The 17,210-nt window shown below is 73.1% G+C and carries 16 protein-coding genes; 9 read left to right on the top strand and 7 right to left on the bottom strand.

The window, feature by feature from the left end; translation table 11 throughout:
- Positions 1-17 precede the first annotated feature (17 nt).
- From E1289_RS04060 to E1289_RS04070, 3 genes are read right to left on the bottom strand one after another with little or no spacing between them, the layout of a single operon-like run.
- On the bottom strand, positions 18-1,076 hold the full coding sequence (locus E1289_RS04060) for an S-adenosylmethionine:tRNA ribosyltransferase-isomerase (RefSeq protein ID WP_131975392.1): 1,059 nt from the start codon (positions 1,074-1,076) through the stop codon (positions 18-20).
- A complete protein-coding gene (locus tag E1289_RS04065) occupies positions 1,073-2,467 on the bottom strand; it encodes an MFS transporter (RefSeq protein ID WP_131975393.1) in 1,395 nt (464 codons plus the stop codon). Before E1289_RS04065 ends, E1289_RS04060 begins: the two co-directional genes overlap by 4 nt.
- Positions 2,464-3,150 (bottom strand): SDR family oxidoreductase, encoded by a 687-nt coding sequence (locus tag E1289_RS04070; protein ID WP_131975394.1) that lies wholly within the window; start codon positions 3,148-3,150, stop codon positions 2,464-2,466. Before E1289_RS04070 ends, E1289_RS04065 begins: the two co-directional genes overlap by 4 nt.
- Positions 3,151-3,410: 260 nt before the next feature.
- On the opposite strand from E1289_RS04070, the gene E1289_RS04075 reads away from it, so the two are divergent.
- From E1289_RS04075 to E1289_RS04095, 5 genes are all read left to right on the top strand, one after another.
- Positions 3,411-4,553, top strand: a complete 1,143-nt coding sequence (locus E1289_RS04075; protein ID WP_131975395.1) for a GAF domain-containing sensor histidine kinase — start codon at positions 3,411-3,413, stop codon at positions 4,551-4,553.
- A complete protein-coding gene (locus E1289_RS04080) occupies positions 4,550-5,257 on the top strand; it encodes a response regulator transcription factor (RefSeq protein WP_131975396.1) in 708 nt (235 codons plus the stop codon). The genes E1289_RS04075 and E1289_RS04080 overlap by 4 nt, the downstream gene beginning before the upstream one ends.
- Positions 5,258-5,293: 36 nt before the next feature.
- A complete protein-coding gene (locus E1289_RS04085; RefSeq protein ID WP_131975397.1) occupies positions 5,294-6,079 on the top strand; it encodes a protein phosphatase 2C domain-containing protein in 786 nt (261 codons plus the stop codon).
- Between the two features lie 646 nt (positions 6,080-6,725).
- The gene (locus tag E1289_RS04090; protein ID WP_131975513.1) at positions 6,726-7,052 is read left to right on the top strand and encodes a DUF2752 domain-containing protein; all 327 of its coding nucleotides are present in this window, start codon (positions 6,726-6,728) and stop codon (positions 7,050-7,052) included.
- An 88-nt stretch (positions 7,053-7,140) separates the two neighbouring features.
- Positions 7,141-7,866, top strand: coding sequence for an RDD family protein (locus E1289_RS04095; protein ID WP_131975399.1), 726 nt, complete (start codon positions 7,141-7,143; stop codon positions 7,864-7,866).
- Positions 7,867-7,941: 75 nt separating this feature from the next.
- On the opposite strand, the gene E1289_RS04100 is transcribed toward E1289_RS04095, so the two are convergent.
- The gene (locus E1289_RS04100; RefSeq protein WP_131975401.1) at positions 7,942-8,697 is read right to left on the bottom strand and encodes a hypothetical protein; all 756 of its coding nucleotides are present in this window, start codon (positions 8,695-8,697) and stop codon (positions 7,942-7,944) included.
- 221 nt (positions 8,698-8,918) lie between these two features.
- Between E1289_RS04100 and E1289_RS04105 the strand changes: the two genes are divergently transcribed.
- The 3 genes from E1289_RS04105 to E1289_RS04115 all read left to right on the top strand — a co-directional run bounded on the left by E1289_RS04105 (position 8,919) and on the right by E1289_RS04115 (position 10,971).
- Positions 8,919-9,707 (top strand): ABC transporter ATP-binding protein, encoded by a 789-nt coding sequence (locus E1289_RS04105; protein WP_131975403.1) that lies wholly within the window; start codon positions 8,919-8,921, stop codon positions 9,705-9,707.
- A gap of 141 nt (positions 9,708-9,848) precedes the next feature.
- On the top strand, positions 9,849-10,628 hold the full coding sequence (locus tag E1289_RS04110) for a sulfite exporter TauE/SafE family protein (RefSeq protein ID WP_131975405.1): 780 nt from the start codon (positions 9,849-9,851) through the stop codon (positions 10,626-10,628).
- A gap of 61 nt (positions 10,629-10,689) precedes the next feature.
- On the top strand, positions 10,690-10,971 hold the full coding sequence (locus E1289_RS04115; RefSeq protein ID WP_243712597.1) for a hypothetical protein: 282 nt from the start codon (positions 10,690-10,692) through the stop codon (positions 10,969-10,971).
- Here E1289_RS04115 and E1289_RS04120 read toward each other — a convergent pair.
- From E1289_RS04120 to E1289_RS04130, 3 genes are all read right to left on the bottom strand, one after another.
- Positions 10,968-12,092: an acetamidase/formamidase family protein gene (locus E1289_RS04120; RefSeq protein ID WP_131975406.1), complete on the bottom strand. Its 1,125-nt coding sequence runs from the start codon at positions 12,090-12,092 to the stop codon at positions 10,968-10,970. The genes E1289_RS04115 and E1289_RS04120 overlap by 4 nt on opposite strands.
- Before the next feature lie 95 nt (positions 12,093-12,187).
- Positions 12,188-14,404, bottom strand: a complete 2,217-nt coding sequence (locus tag E1289_RS04125; protein WP_131975407.1) for a cytochrome P450 — start codon at positions 14,402-14,404, stop codon at positions 12,188-12,190.
- 83 nt (positions 14,405-14,487) lie between these two features.
- Entirely contained in the window at positions 14,488-15,567 is a 1,080-nt protein-coding gene (locus E1289_RS04130; RefSeq protein ID WP_131975409.1) for an NAD(P)-dependent alcohol dehydrogenase, read from the bottom strand.
- A gap of 74 nt (positions 15,568-15,641) precedes the next feature.
- On the opposite strand from E1289_RS04130, the gene E1289_RS04135 reads away from it, so the two are divergent.
- On the top strand, positions 15,642-17,099 hold the full coding sequence (locus tag E1289_RS04135; protein WP_131975411.1) for an aldehyde dehydrogenase family protein: 1,458 nt from the start codon (positions 15,642-15,644) through the stop codon (positions 17,097-17,099).
- Positions 17,100-17,210 lie beyond the last annotated feature (111 nt).

Genomic DNA, 17,210 nt, shown 5'->3' on the forward strand with positions numbered 1-17,210 from the left:
CCATGCGAGACGCGGCGCTAGGCGGGCAGCAGGAGGTTGGCGTCCCCGAACTCGTGCCAGAGATAGCCCTCGGCCAGGGCGGCCTCGTAGGTGGCGGCGAGCAGGCGGGTGCCCGCGATGGCGGTCAGCATCATCAGGTGAGACGACCTGGGCTCGTGCAGCCCGGTGAGAAGGCCGTCGACGGCCGTGACGCCGTGTTCTGGTGTCACGACGTGCTCGGTCCACCCCGCGGACGCCTGGACGCGTCCTGAGGCGTCCACGGACGTCTCCAGGGCGCGGACGACGGTCGTGCCCACGGCGATCACCCGCCCGCCCCGGGAACGGACGTGCTCGACCAGCGCGGCCGTCGGCTCCGGGACCTCGTAGCGTTCGGCGTACGGGGGTTCGTGGGCCTCGGGGGACGCCACGCCCGTGTGCAGCGTGATCGGCGCGACGAGCACGCCGCCCGAGACGAGCCGGGTGACGAGTTCGGGGGTGAAGGGGCGTCCGGCGCTCGGCATCTCGGCGCCGCCCGCCGTCCGGTCGTGGGCGAACACCGTCTGGTACGCGGCGACCGGCCAGTCGCGGCGCACGTACCCGTACCGGATCGCCGTCCCGTGCCCCCGCAGGTACGGGACGACGTCGGTGCTGAGCCTGGCCTCCCAGAGCCGGTCGGACTCCCGCCGGGGCGACGACCCGGCACGCCCGCTCGCGTGCCGCCTGACCAGGGTGAGCGTGGCGCCGCCCGGCATTGGGATCCATTCGCCGCAGCAGCCGCCCGAGTAGGGCAGGTCGGCCTTCCCGGCGCGGCGCCGCAGCTCCACGATCCACAGCCGGTCGTCCCCGCCGGGCACGGGCGTGGAGAAGTGGACGCTGATCCGGTCGAGCCGGACGGCGGCGGGCAGCGTGGCCGAGGTGTTGACGACGAGGAGGTCCCCGGGGGCGAGCAGCGAGGGAAGGTCGCGGAACTCGTGATGGGAGACCTCTCCGGTGGCGCGGCGCGAGACGAGGAGCCGGACGCCGTCCCGGGCCCGGCCGCGCGCTTCGGGAGGTTCGTGCGCCTCCAGGGCCGCGGGGAGGGTGAATTCGACGGTCATGTGCGGGCCTCCAGCCGGAGTGCGGCGACCACGCCGAGGGCGGCGATCGCGGCGAACAGCGTCCCGGCGACGGCGAGCCCGGTGTCGAGCCGGGCGCCGCCGAGGCCGGTGACCAGCGCGCCCGCGACGCCGACCACGAGGGACGAGCCGAGGGTGTCGCTGATCTGGAGCGCGGACGAGTTGACGCCCTGCTCTGCCGCGGGCGACAGGTTCAGCAGCAGGACGGAGAGGCTGCTGATCGCGAAGCCCATCCCGGCACCGCCGATCACCCACGCGGGGGCGGTGAGCCAGCCGGAGAACTGGAGCGCGCCGGCGGAGAGGACGATCCCGGCGGTGACGAGCCCGGCGCCGAGCCGGGCGAAGAACACGCGGGACCGCTTCGACCTGCTCTGGATCTGCGCGGACCCCGACCAGCCGAGGGCGCCGACCGTGAGGACGATCCCCGCCTGCGCCGCGCTGAAGCCGTGCAGCCGGGTGAGCGCCAGCGGAATGAACACGCTGGTGCCGAAGAACGCGCCGGCCAGCAGCCCCCGGACGAGGACGACGCTCGGCAGCCCGCGCCGGAACCGGAGCGTCCCGGCGGGCAGCAGCCTGGGCAGCCCGTAGCCGAGTCCCGCGAGGCCGGCGACCGCGGCCGCCGCCATCGTCCAGCCGGGCCTGTCCAGGCCGTACAGGAAGATCCCGGCCCCCGCCGAGACCGTGATCGCGGCCAGATACCGGTTCCGGGCCGCCGCGGAGCCGGTGCCCGCGGGCCCGACGCCGCGCAGCGCCGGGACGAGCAGCAGCACCGGCGGGACCACCAGCGGGACCAGCCCGAGGAACACCCACCGCCAGCCCGCGTGCTCGGCGACGGCGCCGCCCACCGCCGGGCCGACCAGCGACGGGAGGACCCAGGCCGCCGAGAGCGCCCCGAACACCCGGGGGCGGAGCTCCTCCGGATAGACGCGGGCGATCACGACGTACAGGGAGACCAGCGCGATGCCCGAACCGAGGCCCTGCACCGCGCGGCCCACGACGAACAGCCACATGGACGGGGCGACGCCCGCGACGACCAGGCCCGCGACGAACGTGCCGAGCCCGATCATGAACGGCCGGGCCGGACCGGACCGGTCGACCCAGCCGCCCGCCAGGACGGTGGACAGCAGGCTCGTGATCAGGGTCGAGCTGAACCCCCACGCGTACAGCGCCAGCCCGTCCAGGTCGCCGGCGACCACCGGCATGACCGTGCCGACGGCCATGCTCTCGAACGCCAGCAGCGTGACGACCGTGACGATGCCGAACGTCGCGCCCCGGAACCCGGCGCCCAGCAGGCCGCGGCCGGCGCCCGGCGCGGCCTTCGCGTGTTCGGGGGCCCGGCCGGGCACGTGATCGGGGTCGACGGCGGTGGTCATCGCGCGGTGTCGGGGTCGGCGGGGAGGTCGGCGGCCCGGTAGCGGCCGCTGGGCGGACGATCCGTGACCAGCCTCCGCAGCACGGCGGCGGTCCGCTCGGGAGGCGGGGCGGAGTCGGCGTCCTCGCCTGCCGCGCGCAGCATGGCGGTGTTCATCTCGCCCGGGTCCGCCCACCACACGGCTACGCCGGGCTCCTCGGCGGCCAGGATGTTGGAGAGCTGCTCCAGGGCCGCCTTGGACGACCCGTAGCCGCCCCACGTCTCGTAGCCCTCCGTGGCCGCGTCCGAGGTGATGTTCAGGATCGCGCCTCGGCGTTCGCGGAGGCCGGGCAGGAAGTCCTGGATGAGCGCGAGCGGCGCCAGGACGTTCGTCGCGAAGGTGTCCGCGAGGTCGGCGACGGGCAGCTCGGCCAGCCGCGGCATCGGCGTCGGGCCGAGGGTGCTCGCGTTGTTGACGAGCAGGTCGAGGCCGCCGTCCACCGCCCGGACGAGGTCGGCGCGGTGCGCGGGATCGGTGACGTCCCCGGCGACGGCCGTGACGCTGCCGCCGATCTCCCGGACGGCGGCCGACAGGGCGTCTGCGTCGCGCGCGTCGACGACGAGGTGCCAGCCGTCCCGGGCGAGTGCGCGGGCCAGGGCCCGGCCGAGCCCCCGGGAGGCCCCGGTGATCAGTGCTGTTGCCATGCCACCGACGCTACGAATCTGCGCAGTTCAGGGCATCGGCCGACGGGTCCCCGCACGATGGTCAGATGGTCCTAGGACCCTGGTCCGCGACCCCTGTACGACCCGTCCGGAGGCGTCCCGTCGCGGGCCGGCGTTCCAGATGGGGTGGAACCGTCCGCAGGCTCGCCTTTCATGGGGGAAGCGAGAAGACCCGGGCACCGAGTACCGTCTTCACAGTGAGTGCCGGAAGGCGCTCGTACCACGGGTGACGAGAGGCCGGGATGGAGACCGAGGGCGGCGGCTGCGGCGACCAGGGCGCGACCCTGCACGCCGTGAGTTCGGCGGTGCTCGCGGTGACCCGGCACCTGTCCGTGCACGAGGTGCTCCAGGTGATCGTCCGGGCGGCCGCGCAGCTGCTGGACGCCCGCTACGCCGCGCTCGGCGTGCCGGACGACGAGGGCTCGTTCGCGGAGTTCGTCGTCGAGGGCATCTCCGAGCAGGAGTGGGAGCGGATCGGGCCGCTGCCCCGCCAGCACGGGATGCTCGCCGCGATGCTGCACGGGGACGCGCCGAAGCGGCTCGACGACATCCGCAAGGAGCCCGAGTTCGAGGGCTGGCCGGCCGCGCATCCCGTCCTGAAGGACTTCCTGGGCGTGCCGATCCCGGACGGCGAGGACGTCCTCGGCATCCTGTTCCTCGCCAACAAGCGCAGCCCCGGCGGGTTCACCGGGAACGACGAGGAACTCCTCACCCTGTTCGCCGCGCACGCCGCGATCGCCATCACGAACGCGCGGCTCTACGAGCACAACCGCGAGCTGACGGTCGTCGCCGAACGCAACCGCATGGCCCGCGAACTCCACGACGCCGTCGCCCAGAAGCTGTTCTCGCTGCGCCTCACCGCCCGCACCGCGGCGACGCTGGCCGAGCGCGACCCGGCCCGCACCGTCCGGGAGCTGGAGCAGGTCGAGCGGCTGGCCGCCGAGGCGCTCAACGAGCTCCGCGCCGTGATCTTCGAGCTGCGCCCGGCCGACCTCGCCGACGGGCTGGTCCCCTCGCTGCGCAAGCACGTCGAGGTCCTCGACCGGGCGCACGAGGCCAGCGTGCGCATCGCCGCAGACGAGGCGGTCGTGCTGCCGGAGGAGCACGAGGCCGTCGCCTTCCGCATCACCCAGGAGGCTCTCTACAACGCGTTGCGACACGCCAGGGCGCAGACGGTCGAGGTGCGCCTGGCGACCAGCGACGGGAACGCCGTCCTGGAGGTCGCCGACGACGGTTCGGGGTTCGACGCGTCCGACACGGCCGAACCCCAGAACGGGCTGGGGCTCGCGTCCATGCGGGACAGGGCGTACTCCATCGGCGGGGGCCTCACGATCGACGCCCGGCCGGGGAAGGGCACGACCGTCCGGCTGGAGGTGCCGCTGTGACCGGGAACGGCGCGGCCCCGCGCGATGGCACGATCAGGGTCCTGATCGCCGACGACCATCCGGTCGTCCGGCAGGGGCTGCGCACCTTCCTCGGCATCCAGGACGACATCGAGGTCGTCGGTGAGGCCGAGGACGGCGTGTCGGCCGTGACACTGGCCGAATCGCTGGAGCCCGATATCGTGCTCATGGACCTCAAGATGCCGGGCGCCGACGGCTTGGCCGCGCTGACGGAACTGCGGGCTCGGGGGGTGGCGGCACGGGTGCTGGTCCTCACCAGCGTCACCGAGCGCGGGCACGTGCTGCCGGCGGTGCAGGCGGGGGCGGCCGGGTATCTGTACAAGGACGTCGATCCGCAGGCGCTGGTGCAGGCGATCCGGGCGGTCCGGGACGGGCACGTGCTGTTCGCGCCCGACGCGGCCGAGGCGATGCTGGCGGGCGGCCCGGGGGGCGGGGCCGACCGAGACGACCGCGGCCTGGCCGCGCTGACCGAACGGGAACGGGAGGTGCTCGTGCACATCGCGCGGGGGAGGTCCAACAGGGAGATCGCCCGCGCGCTCGTGGTGTCCGAAAAGACGGTCAAGACGCACGTCAGTAATCTGCTCATGAAACTGGGAGTCCAGGATCGGACGCAGGCGGCCTTGTACGCCGTCCGGCACGGCGTCGGCGCAGCCGGGGAAACCGGTGAAGCCACGGCCCGCGGCTGATACAACTCCTCTGACAGGATCGTCATCGAAATTGGTATGAACGTAGCAATCAGATACGCAGCAGGCAGCGACATCGGCTGCAACCGCGAGAACAACGAGGACTCGGGTTACGCCGGTGCGCGGTTGATCGCTGTCGCGGACGGCATGGGCGGCTACGCGGGTGGCGAGGTCGCGAGTTCCACCGTGATCGGCTCACTGCGCTCGCTGGACACCGACGCCCACAAAGACGATCTTGTTGACGTGCTGGGCCGCGCGGTGGCCGAGGCCAACGAGAAATTGCGGATCGTCCGGGAGGAACGTCCCGACCTGAGCCGGATGGGTACCACGCTCACCGCCATGCTCTGGGACGGGGAGTCCGTGGCGCTGGCACACGTCGGCGACTCGCGCGGCTACATGCTGCGCGACGGCGAGCTGTACCAGATGACCCAGGACCACACGATGGACGAGCTGCTCAAGGCGGAGGCCGAGCAGGCCGGCCAGCAGGCCGACCCGGCGGAGACGTCGCGGCTGTCGCACGTCCTCTACCGGGTCCTGGACGGACGCGAGGACCGCGAGCCCGACCTGCGCCTGCGCGACGCCCAGCTCGGCGACCGCTACCTGCTGTGCTCGGACGGCCTGAGCGGCCCGGTCGACGCGCAGAAGATCTACGAGGTGCTGTCCGCGGAGGCCGACCCGCAGCGGGCCGTCGATCGCCTGATCGAGCTGGCCCGCGAGAACGGCGGCCCCGACAACATCACCGCGGTCGTCGCCGACGTCGTCGAGTCCGAGCACGTCAGCGGCCCCGGTGCCCCCGTCGTCGTGGGCGCGGCCGGCAACGCCTGACGCCACGCCACGCCCCACCTCTCGCCACCCCGTCCACCCTGCCATCCCGCCGATGACGCACGGCACGGCCCGGCACGTCCGAGCCACCGGTCATCCACCCGGCGACGCCGCATCAACCCCCGTCCTCCTCGCACCCGGCCCGCCGCTCACTCCGCCCGCGCCCGCACATCCGCGCGCACCGGCCCGTCCGGCGCGCCCGCGCATGCCTTTGATCACACCTCGTCCCACCTCGCACGACTCCCGTTCCGGCCCGCACGCCCTACTGGGACGCCGCTCCGCTCCATGCGCGTCCGTCCCGTTCATCGCTCGTTTGCTTCGTCCGCCGCGAATTTCCAGACGATTCATGGAACTCGTCGGGTGAAAGTGTGCTCACGCAGGTGGCGATTTGTCCTACTCTTGCCGTGAGGTGGTGTCGCTGAGCCCTGGGTAACGGTCCGATCGCGGATCGTTTGCCGGGCTTGACCCGCCTTGGGGTGAACCCGGTATACGGGTCACTCAGTTCAGTCATCGAGGCGGAGGATTCGTGGGGGAAGCGCCCGGGGCGGCGGCCGCCGGTGCACCGAACGGTGTGCTCGGCGGGACCGTGAGCCGGACCCTCACCGCGGCACGGCATGGACCCAAGGGTGTGGTGCTGCGTGTCGCGGCGATGGCCGTTGCGGCCATCGGCGCGTCTTGGATCCACCGTGTCAACGACCCCGGCGTGCTCTGTCCCCTTCGGGCGCTCACCGGAATCCCGTGCCCCCTATGCGGGAGCACCACCGTGTTCATCGAGCTCGGCTCGGGCCGTCCCGCCCAGGCCGTGCTGGCGAACCCGGTGGCCCTCACCGGCGCGATCGCGATGGCGTTCGCACCGCTGGGGCTGGGAGGACGGTGGTGGGCACTCCAGCCGAAGACCCGTGCCTGGATGCTCGGCACCGCCCTACTGGGGTCGGAGCTGTGGCAGCTCGTCCGGTTCGGTGTTCTGCGCGTTTGAGCCGCGGTCGATCCTCGGTCAGACTTGCGGAGCCCACCGGGTCCGGCGGGCGTCACATAACCACAGGGTCAATCAATAAGGAGCAAGTGTGGGTAACCCCTACGACCCGTACGGTCAGCAGCCGGGCTACGGGCAGCAACAGCCCGGGTACGGCCAGCAGCCCCCGGCGCAGCCCGGGTACGGCCAGCAGCCCCCCGCGCAGCCCGGCTACGGCCAGCAGCCCGGGTACGGCCAGCAGCCGCCCGCGCAGCCGGGGTACGGCCAGCAGCCCCCGGCCCAGCCGGGGTACGGCCAGCAGCCCCCCGCGCAGCACGGCTACGGCGCCCCCCAGGCGGCGCCCCCCGCCCAGGGCTACCAGCAGGAGGTGCACCACCACCACTACGGCTCGACCGGCCAGCTGGCCGAGTGGGGCTCGCGTGCCGGTGGCTACATCATCGACTACCTCATCGTCGTCGCCCCGTTCTTCGTGCTGTACCTGATCGGCAGCCTGCTCAGCGGGTCCGGCAGCGGCGGCGCGGCCGCGATCGGCGTGCTGTTCATGCTGATCGGCCTCGCCGTCTGGCTCGGCCTCTTCCTGTGGATCTGCCACCAGGAGGGCACGACCGGCCAGTCGATCGGCAAGCGGCAGATGGGCATCCGCCTGGTCGGCGCGCAGACCGGGCAGCCGATCGGCTTCGGCATGGCCATCGTCCGCAAGATCGCGCACTTCCTCGACAGTGCGCTGTGCTACCTCGGCTTCCTCTGGCCGCTGTGGGACGACCGCAAGCAGACGTTCGCCGACAAGGTCTGCAACACCATCGTGGTCCGCGCCTGATCATCGGTCCATGAGAGCGGGGCGTCCCTTCGGGGGCGCCCCGCTTCCGTTTCCCGGGATGCGTCCGGGCCTCGGCTACGGGACGGTGTCGAACGCGCTGTTGCACGCGGCCACGAGCGCCCGCCGGACGGCCCTGTCCAGCAGCCGCAGCGCCTCGGTCCGGCGCCGCATCTGGTCGGCGCCCAGGCCGCGGTCGTCCATCTGCCGGGCGAGTTCCACGACGAGGGACAGCCGGCCCGCGAGCGCGGCGACGCGGTGGGCGCGGGGCGGGTAGCCGGGGGCGAGCGGGTGGCCGCCGCGCTCCGGGTCGCGCAGGTCGACGAGCGCGTCGGCGATCTCGGGCGGCACGCCGGCGAAGTCGTCCACGGTCAGCAGCGCCTCGGTGGCGTCCCGCATCGCGAGGGTGAGCTGCCGGTCGGCGTCCGCGAGGGACGGGACGTCGGGCAGCCCCGGGGAGGCGTCGTGCGCCGCCCAGCGGACGCCGACGTACGACGATCCGCGCCGGTCCTCGGCGGGGACGAGGCCGATCGCCCGGTCGCCCAGCGCGGCGACGACGGCGGCGCCCGCCTCGATCGCCGCGCGGTTCAGCGGGGGCGGGCCGGCCAGGCCCAGCGGGTCGCCCGGCTCGGGCAGTGCCAGCCGCAGCGCCGTCATCCCGCCGACGCGCAGGTCGCCGAGCCCGCGGCGCAGCGTCACCTCGGCGGGCTCGCCGCCCAGGATCTGCGGGCCCGCGTTCTCCTCGACGGCGTCCACCGCCTCGTCCAGGCCGACGTGCCCGGTCAGCCAGGCGTTGCCCCAGGAGACCAGCGCTGTCGCGGCGGCCGCTCTCATACGTTCTTGCTCATTCGCTTTCCCAACACTCCCGTACGAGCATGCGATCCACCATAAGCGTTCGCGAGGCCGATGCCGCCGAACGTAAGCAAGCTCTTGCGTCCGGGGTGCATCGCGGAACCGTCGTTTCCGGTGGGGCGCGGGGAGGCGCCCGCCGCCCCGGATCACATAGGTTCTTGTCTGAGGATCGGGACCACCGGGATGGGAGACGAAGGCGCGCGATGGCCGGCGAGGTGCTTCAGCTCCGCGGAGTCGGGGTCAGGCGCGGCGGGGCGACCCTGCTGCGCGATGTCACATGGACGGTGAACGAGGGCGAGCGCTGGGTCGTCCTGGGTCCGAACGGAGCCGGGAAGACCACGCTGCTCCAGATCGCCGGCGCGATGCTGCATCCCACCGAGGGCGAGGTGGTGGTCCTTGAGGAGGAGCTGGGCCGCACGGACGTCTTCGAGCTGCGTCCCCGTATCGGGCTGGCCAGCTCGTCGGTCGCGGAGAAGATACCCACCCAGGAACGCGTCGTCGACCTGGTGCTGACGGGCTCGTACGCGATCCTGGGGCGCTGGCAGGAGGAGTACGACTCGACCGACGTGAGCCGTGCGGTCGCGCTGCTGGAGGCCCTCGGCTGCGCGGACCTGATGCGGCGCACGTTCGGCACGCTGTCCGAGGGCGAGCGCAAGCGCGTCCAGATCGCCCGCGCGCTCATGCCCGACCCCGAGCTGCTGCTGCTGGACGAGCCCGCCGCGGGCCTCGACCTCGGCGGCCGCGAGGACCTCGTCGCCCGGCTGTCCACCTTCGCCGACGACCCCGCCGCACCCACGATGGCGATGGTCACACACCACGTGGAGGAGGTCCCGGAGGGCTTCACCCACGCCCTGCTGCTCCGCGGCGGCGAGCTCGTCGCGCAGGGGAAGGTGGACGAGGTGTTCACCTCCGAGCACCTGTCGGACACCTTCGGGCTCCCGCTCACCGTGGAGCGCCAGAACGGCCGGTGGTACGCCCGCGCCGTCCGGTGAGCCGGAGCGGAAGGCCGGGGGCGGAAGATCGGGAGCGGCAGGCCGGGTCGCCCGTTCCGGGTACCCCGGTTCACAGCCTGACCTGCACGGTTCTCTACCATCGTGAGGCCATTGTTAGCCTTGTGAACGAGTAGGTGCGGTTTGGACGTCCTGGACGCGATCGCGGTGCTGGCCGCCGGGATCGCCGCCGGCGGGATCAACGCGGTCGTGGGCTCCGGCACGCTGATCACCTTCCCGACCCTCCTCGCGCTCGGCTACCCGCCGGTCGTGGCGAACGTGTCCAACAACCTCGGCCTGGTGACCGGCAACGTCAGCGGTACGTACGGGTACCGCGAGGAGTTGCGGGGGCAGCGCCGCCGGCTGGTGCGGATGGGCAGCGCCTCGTTCGCCGGCGCGCTCACGGGCGGCCTCCTGCTGCTGACGCTGCCGCCCGAGGCGTTCGCCGTCATCGTGCCGGTGCTGATCCTCGTCGCGCTGGTGCTGGTGGTCGTCCAGCCGAGGCTCCAGGCGTGGATGCGGGAGCGCCGCGACGGGCGGGAGCGGCACCGTCCGGAGGGCGGTCCCGGGCTGTGGGTCGGTGTCTTCGGCACCGGCATGTACGGCGGCTACTTCGGCGCCGCGCAGGGGATCGTGCTCATCGCGCTGCTGGGGATCGCGCTGGACGACGACCTGCAGCGGCTCAACGGCGCCAAGAACGCGATGGTGTCCATCGTCAACGGCACGGCCGCGCTGCTGTTCATCACGATGTGGCTGCTCGGCCAGACCGAGATCAGCTGGTGGGCGGTGCTGCTGATCGCGGTCGGCTCGACGGTCGGCGGGCTGCTCGGCGCCCGGCTCGCGCGCAGGATCCCGCCGGCGGTGCTGCGCGGGGTGATCGTGGCCGTGGGGCTGGCCGCGATCGCCCAGTTGCTCTTCGGCTGATCCGGGCTTCCGGCGGGGTTGCCGACGTTTGTTCCCGGGTACATATCGAACATCCGTTCGGATGTTCGAGGGGGTCCCGATGAAGGGCGACTGGGTCGAGATCGTGGTGGACGTCGGCGGATCCGCGACCAAGACGTACGAGGTCGCCGCCACCCGCGCCGGGCGCCGCGTGGAGATCGGCAACCGGCGCGGGGTGGTGGAGGTCAGCGAGGTGACCCGCACGGGCACCACGATCCGCACGGCCCGCTTCATGTCCAACCGGGTCCTGGCCCTGGTGGAGCATCCCGTGGCCGACGAGAAGGACGAGCGCCCCGGAGACGGGCGCGGGGAGGGGCGCGGCTAGCGGAAGTCGGCCTTGCGGATCATGCAGTGGACTCCCTTGATCCCGTCGACCACCTGGCTGATCTCGAAGTCGGCGGCGCCGCTGAGATAGGCGAGGGCCGTGTGCCGCGGCATCCCCTGGGTCGCCGACAGGAAGCCGACCGCGGCCCGCACGGCGCGGCGCACGGCCTCGTCCAGGTCCTCGTGCAGTCCCAGCGGCAGCCAGTGGGTCCCGGTCTCGGCGAACGGCTCGCCCAGCATGCCGAGGAGGGCGGACGCCTCCGCCCGCGGGAGCACGGTCAGCCGCAGTGTCGCGCGTAGCGGCGCCTCCAGGGCGGTGAGCGCGACCTCCCCGTTCCCCTGGGCGTAGTGCGGGTCACCGGTGTAGAAGCCGGCGCCGGGAACATGGACGGGCAGGTAGAGCGACGAGCCGACCTGGAGTTCCTTGATGTCGAGGTTGCCGCCGTGGCTTCCCGGGGGGACCGAGTGGACGGGGTCGGCGGTGTCGGCCGCCACGCCCATCAGCCCGAGGAAGGGCGCGAGCGGGAAGCGCGCGGCGCGCCCGCCGCCGTACGGGAGCGTCCCGTGCAGGCGCCCGGCCTCCTCGATGACCTCCACGAACTCGCACACGCTGTTGTAGGCGCGGACGCCGTCCCCGGCGGCGCCACTGTGGGGGCCGCTGTGGGGGCCGCTGTCGGGGGCGGTCTCGGGGAACTCGCCGGGCAGCGCCCCGTAGCCGTGCCTGCTGCTGATGAAGCCGTACGGCGCCCGGATCAGCAGGCTCAGCGTCTCGACCCGCAGCACGTCGCCGGGCTCCGCGCCGGCCACCTCGATCGGGCCGGTGACCACGTGCGGGCCGTCGGTGTCGTAGTCGTGGGCGACCGCGGACGCGGCGAGGTCGCGGGCGTCGGCGAGGACCCCGTCGGCGGGAACGCCGAACCGCGCGAGGTACGCGGCCGGGTCGCGGCCCTGGTCCTCCAGGATGCCCTCGTGGCTGAGCGTGTCGATGGTGACGGTGTCGCCGGAGGCGATCCGCAGCACCGGGGGCCGGTCCCGGTTGGGGAGCCGGCCCCACAGGCAGGTCTCGGGGGTGGTCGGGAGGTAGTGCGCGCCGTCGATCCGGCCTTCTTTGGGCTGAAGCATGGCCGCATGCTCGCCGCCCGGTGGTGCGGCACCGTTCCGAGACCGTTAACCGCGTGTAAAACCTGCACTATACGAGATGGTGTCTCGTATTAGCGCTACAGATCGAGCACCAGGCGGGACGAGGTGCAGCGGCCCACGCAGATCATCATGGTCTTGCCCGCGGCCCGTTCCTCCTCGGTGAGCAGCGAGTCGCGGTGCTCGGGCTCGCCCGCCAGCACGCGGGTCTCGCACGCGCCGCAGTAGCCCTTCTCGCAGTCGTACGACAGGCCGGGCACCGCCTCCTGGACCACCTCGATGAGCCGCCGGTCGGCGGGGACGCGCAGCGTGGCGCCCGTCCGCGCGAGGTGGACGTCGAACTCGGTGTTGAGCGCCGGGTCGAACGCCACCTCCAGCGAGTCGTCGCCGGTGAAGCGCTCGACGTGCAGGCGGGGACGGATGCCCAGCTCGTCGCAGACCCCCTCCGCCGCGGCGATCATCCCGGTGGGGCCGCAGCAGTAGACGGCGGTGTCCGGTCCGGCCTCCGCGAGGATCGCCTTCAGGTCCGGGACGCCGGCCTCGTCCTGGGGCAGCACCCGCAGCCGGTCGCCGGCGAGGCCGGCGAGCTCGTCCCGGAACGCCATCGTTGCGCGGCTGCGGCCCCCGTACACGACGCGGAAGTCGGCTCCCCGCGCGGCCGCCGCTCGCACCATGGCCAGGATGGGCGTGACGCCGATCCCGCCCGCGAGGAACAGGTAGGACGCGGCGTCCACGAGCGGGAAGTGGTTGCGCGGGCCCCGCACGCCGAACGTGACGCCGTCGCGGGCGAGCGCGTGCACCTCCTCGGAGCCGCCCCGGCCGTCCGGCTCGCGCAGCACGGCGATGCGGTAGCGCGTGCGGTCGTCCGGGTCGCCGCACAGCGAGTACTGGCGCACGCGGCCGGACGGAAGCCGCAGCTCAAGGTGCGCGCCGGGCTCCCACGCGGGCGTTTGCGCCCCGTCGGCCCGCGCCAGCGTCAGGGCGAGCACGCCGTCGGCCGCGGTCTCGGCGCGCGTCACGGTCAGGTCGTAGGCGGCGCCGAGCGGGGACGCCGCCATGGACGTGCCGGTGGCGCGCGGGCCCGGGGTGAAGACGGCCGGGATCGCGTCCCAGCCCTTCTGGTTGCCGTTGGTCGGATACCCGACGAGGCCGTCCTCCAGCACCCGGAAGTCCGGGAGGCGGGTCAGCACCTGCGTCATCATCTCCCGGAACATCGCCCTGGCCAGGTGGGCTCCGGCGCAGCGGTGCGAGCCGATCCCGAAGCTGAGGTGCCGGGACGCGTCGCGGTCGAGCCGGATCTCCGCCGGCTCGGGGAACACGGCGGGGTCGTGGTTGGCGGCCACCCACGGGATCAGGACGCGCTCACCGGCCCGGACCGGGCAGCCGCCGACCTCGGCGTCGGCCAGCGCCGTGCGAGCCATCGACTGGGACGGCGCGAACGCCCGCAGGAACTCCTCGGTGGCGCGCTCCAGCAGGTCGGGGGAGTCGATGAGGCGCTGCCGCTGGCCGGGGTCGCGGCTCAGGTGGACGAGCGTCGACCCGGTCAGCGAGGTCGTGGTGTCGACGCCGCCCGCGATGAGCAGCCCGATCACCGAGACGAGCTCGTCCTCGCCGAACGGGTTCCCGTGCTCGTCGCGTGCGGTGACCAGGGCGCTGACCGCGTCCTCGGCGGGCTCGGCGCGGCGGTCCCGGATCAGCTCGCGGATGCGCCGCTCCATGTAGGCGAGGCCCTCGGCGCCCCGCCGCGCGCGTTCGCTGCCGGCGGGGGCGGCGAAGATGTCGTGCACCGGCCCGGCGAGCTTCGCCCAGTCCTCCTCGGGGAAGCCCAGCCAGTCGAGGGTGACGGCGGCCGGGACCGGGTTGGTCAGGTCGCGGACGAGGTCCGCCGAGCCCAGCTCGATGAACGCGTCCACGGCCCGCGCGGCGTGCCGGGCGATCATCGGGCGCAGCCGCTCGACCGCCGCCGGGGTGAGCAGCGGGTTGATCAGGTCGCGGTAGCCGGTGGCGCGGGGCGGGTCGAGTTCGATCGGGTACTGCTCCAGGCCCGGCCCGCTCGGGATGACGATGGCGACGCCGTCCACGCCGGTCGCCTCGCGCGACGAGGAGAACGCCGCGTCGTCCCGGGCGATCCGCGCGACGTCGGCGTACCGCGTCGTGTAGACGAACCCGCCGTGCGCCGAGGTGCGCCCGACGGGGCAGCCCTCCCGGTACGCGGCGTAGTACGCGACCGGGTCGGCGTTGCATTCGTCCGAGTGGTGGTCGAACTGCTCCTGCTGTGTCATCTGCTGCTGTGTCATGTGCGCGACTCCAGGTGCCGCATGGTTTCCGCGCGGTGTTGCCCAGCCGCGCCTCTGGGAACTTCGGGGTCGGCTTCGCGGGGTCAGAAGGTCAGGACGGCCTTGCCGACCGTCCCGCGCCTGGCCGCGTCGACGGCCTCGCCGATCCGCTCGAACGGGAAGTGCCCGACGACCTCGTGCACCGGGAACCGGCCCGCGGCGTGCAGCCGCAGCAGTTCGGGCACGAAGACCTGCGGGATCGCGCCGCCGCCGATGATGCCGGTGATCGTGCGGCCGTTGAGGACGCTGCGCCAGTCGAAGCTCATCTCCGCGCTCGGCCCGACGCCGATCACGCCGCAGCGGCCGAGCGGGGCGAGGGCCTCCACGCCGGTGCGGAGGACGTCCGCGCGGCCGGTGGTCTCCAGGACGAAGTCGAACCCGTCCGGGGCGATCGAGCGCAGTTCTTCGGCGGCGCCCTCGCCCCCGGTCACGCCGTGGGTGGCGCCGAGGGACCGGGCCGTGGCCAGCCGTTCGGCGTTGAGGTCCACGACCGCGACGGTCGTGCATCCGCTGAGCGCCGCCGCGAGGACGGAGGCGATGCCCACCGACCCCGCCCCGAAGATCGCGATCGACGAGCCGGGGGCGGGCCGCAGCACGTTGAGCACGCCGCCCGCACCGGTCTGGAAGCCGCAGCCGAACGGCCCGGCCAGGGTGAGGTCCGCGTCCTTGCCGATCGGCACGACGGCCCGCTCCGGCGCGACGACGTGGTCGGCGAACGCCGACTGCCCGAGGAAGTGCGCGTTGATCTCGGTGCCGCCGAGCGAGACGGCCGAGGACCCGTCGGGGCGCCGGCCGCTGAAGTTGAGCGCGTCGAACCGCAGGCAGTAGCCGGGCGAACCGGTCAGGCAGGGCCGGCACCGCCCGCACGAGGTGAAGGACAGCGCCACGTGGTCGCCGGGCGCGACGGACGTGACCCGGTCGCCGGCCCGCTCCACGATGCCGGCGCCCTCGTGCCCGAGCACGGCGGGCGCCTCGAAGAACGTCGCGAACTCCAGGTCGGTCGCGCAGATGCCGACCGCGCTGAGCCGGACCAGGACCTCGTCCGGGCGGGGCGGGCCGAGTTCCACGTCCCGCAGGGCCAGGGGCTCTCCCGGTCGGTCCAGTACGGCGGCGGTGACCCGCATGCGGCCTCCAAGGTCATTTCATAAAGAGATACGGCATCTTGACATGTGGGATAGTTCCGGTCAAGGATTCCGGTATGTCCGCACTTGAGATTCCGGTCGCCCGCCAGCTGCTCGACGGAGCCTGGGTTCCGGCCCGTGACCAGGGCGAACTTCCCGTTCTGGACCCGGCGAACAGTAAGGTTATCCAGCAAATCGCGCGCGGCGGCCAGGCCGACGTCGACGCCGCGGTCGCCGCGGCCCGGCGCGCCTTTCCCGGCTGGGCCGCCACCTCGCCCGCCGAGCGCGGCGCGCTGCTGGGCCGCTGGGCCGCACTGGTCATGGAGCGCGTCGAGGACCTCGCCCGGTTCGAGGCGCGCGACGTCGGCAAGCCGCTGTCCGGCGGGCGGATGAACGCGTTCATCGCGCAGGGGATCATCGAGTACTTCGCCGGCGCCGCCGACAAGCTCACCGGCGTCACGCTGCCGACCCGCACGCCCGACTACCTCGGTTTCACGATCCCGGAGCCGTACGGGGTGTGCGCGGTGACACTTCCGTGGAACGTTCCGACCCTGCTGTCGGCCGCCAACGTCGCGCCCGCGCTCGCGGCCGGCAACACGGTCGTGCTCAAGCCGTCGGAGGTCGCCCCGCTCGGCCCGCTGGCGCTGGCCGAGCTGGCCCGCCAGGCCGGTCTGCCGCCCGGGGTGTTCAACGTCGTGACCGGGCTCGGCGCGGAGGCGGGCGTGGCACTCACCTCCCACCCGGGCATCGACCACATCAGCTTCGTCGGCTCCACCGCGACCGGGCGCGCGGTGATGCGCGCCGCGTCCGAGAACCTCGTGCCGGTCAAGCTGGAGCTGGGCGGCAAGTCGCCCAACGTCGTGTTCGCCGACGCCGATCTCGACGCGGCGATCCCGGCGATCGTCGGCTCGATCACCGAGAACGCGGGCCAGAACTGCTACGCGGGCTCGCGGCTCCTGGTCGAGGAGTCGATCCGCGACGAGGTGACCGAGCGCGTCGTGGCGGGCATGCGCGCCGTCCGGCTCGGGACGTGGGACCAGGACCTCGACATGGGGCCGCTGGTCAGCCGGGAGCAGCGCGAGCGCGTGCTCGGCTTCCTGGAGGAGGCGCCCGGCGAGGGCGCGCGCGTCGTCACGGGCGGGGCGAAGGCCGAGGTGCCGGACGACGGCTGGTTCGTGGCACCGACCGTCCTGGACCGGGTGGACCGGGGGATGCGGGTCGTGCGCGAGGAGGTCTTCGGGCCGGTGCTCGCGATCCAGGGCTTCACCGGGACCGCGCAGGCCGTCGAGATGATGAACGACACCGACTTCGGGCTGCTGGCCTGCATCTGGACCGGCGACGTGTCGCGGGCGCTGCGCGCGGCCAAGGAGGTGCGGTCCGGGCAGGTCGCCGTGAACCAGTTCCACGACGCGGGCGTCATCGGCTTCCCGTTCAACATGCAGAAGGACAGCGGGTTCAGCGCGGGCGGCGGATACGCGGCGCTGCGCGAGTACACGCAGGAGAAGGCGGTCGCGGTGCGGCTGCTCGACCGCTGAGCCGCCCGCGCCGCGATTTCCGGCGCGGGTGTTGACACGCCCCGTGAGCGGGGTTCAGAGTTGCCCTCACATTGCGAGTCGGTGACTCACAATGCGAGATGGCTTGAATCG

This window comes from Actinomadura sp. 6K520 (assembly GCF_004349245.1).
GTDB lineage: Bacteria > Actinomycetota > Actinomycetes > Streptosporangiales > Streptosporangiaceae > Spirillospora.

Bases quoted from the DNA above. Each gene is read 5' to 3' on its own strand.
- E1289_RS04130 (WP_131975409.1), bottom strand. From the start codon at position 15,567: ATGCGGGTCACCGCCGCCGTACTGGACCGACCGGGAGAGCCCCTGGCC.
- E1289_RS04065 (WP_131975393.1), bottom strand. From the start codon at position 2,467: ATGACCACCGCCGTCGACCCCGATCACGTGCCCGGCCGGGCCCCCGAA.
- E1289_RS04060 (WP_131975392.1), bottom strand. From the start codon at position 1,076: ATGACCGTCGAATTCACCCTCCCCGCGGCCCTGGAGGCGCACGAACCT.
- E1289_RS04135 (WP_131975411.1), top strand. From the start codon at position 15,642: ATGTCCGCACTTGAGATTCCGGTCGCCCGCCAGCTGCTCGACGGAGCC.
- E1289_RS04100 (WP_131975401.1), bottom strand. From the start codon at position 8,697: ATGAGAGCGGCCGCCGCGACAGCGCTGGTCTCCTGGGGCAACGCCTGG.
- E1289_RS04090 (WP_131975513.1), top strand. From the start codon at position 6,726: ATGGCCGTTGCGGCCATCGGCGCGTCTTGGATCCACCGTGTCAACGAC.
- E1289_RS04105 (WP_131975403.1), top strand. From the start codon at position 8,919: ATGGCCGGCGAGGTGCTTCAGCTCCGCGGAGTCGGGGTCAGGCGCGGC.
- E1289_RS04085 (WP_131975397.1), top strand. From the start codon at position 5,294: ATGAACGTAGCAATCAGATACGCAGCAGGCAGCGACATCGGCTGCAAC.
- E1289_RS04070 (WP_131975394.1), bottom strand. From the start codon at position 3,150: ATGGCAACAGCACTGATCACCGGGGCCTCCCGGGGGCTCGGCCGGGCC.
- E1289_RS04125 (WP_131975407.1), bottom strand. From the start codon at position 14,404: ATGACACAGCAGCAGATGACACAGCAGGAGCAGTTCGACCACCACTCG.
- E1289_RS04120 (WP_131975406.1), bottom strand. From the start codon at position 12,092: ATGCTTCAGCCCAAAGAAGGCCGGATCGACGGCGCGCACTACCTCCCG.
- E1289_RS04115 (WP_243712597.1), top strand. From the start codon at position 10,690: ATGTTCGAGGGGGTCCCGATGAAGGGCGACTGGGTCGAGATCGTGGTG.
- E1289_RS04075 (WP_131975395.1), top strand. From the start codon at position 3,411: ATGGAGACCGAGGGCGGCGGCTGCGGCGACCAGGGCGCGACCCTGCAC.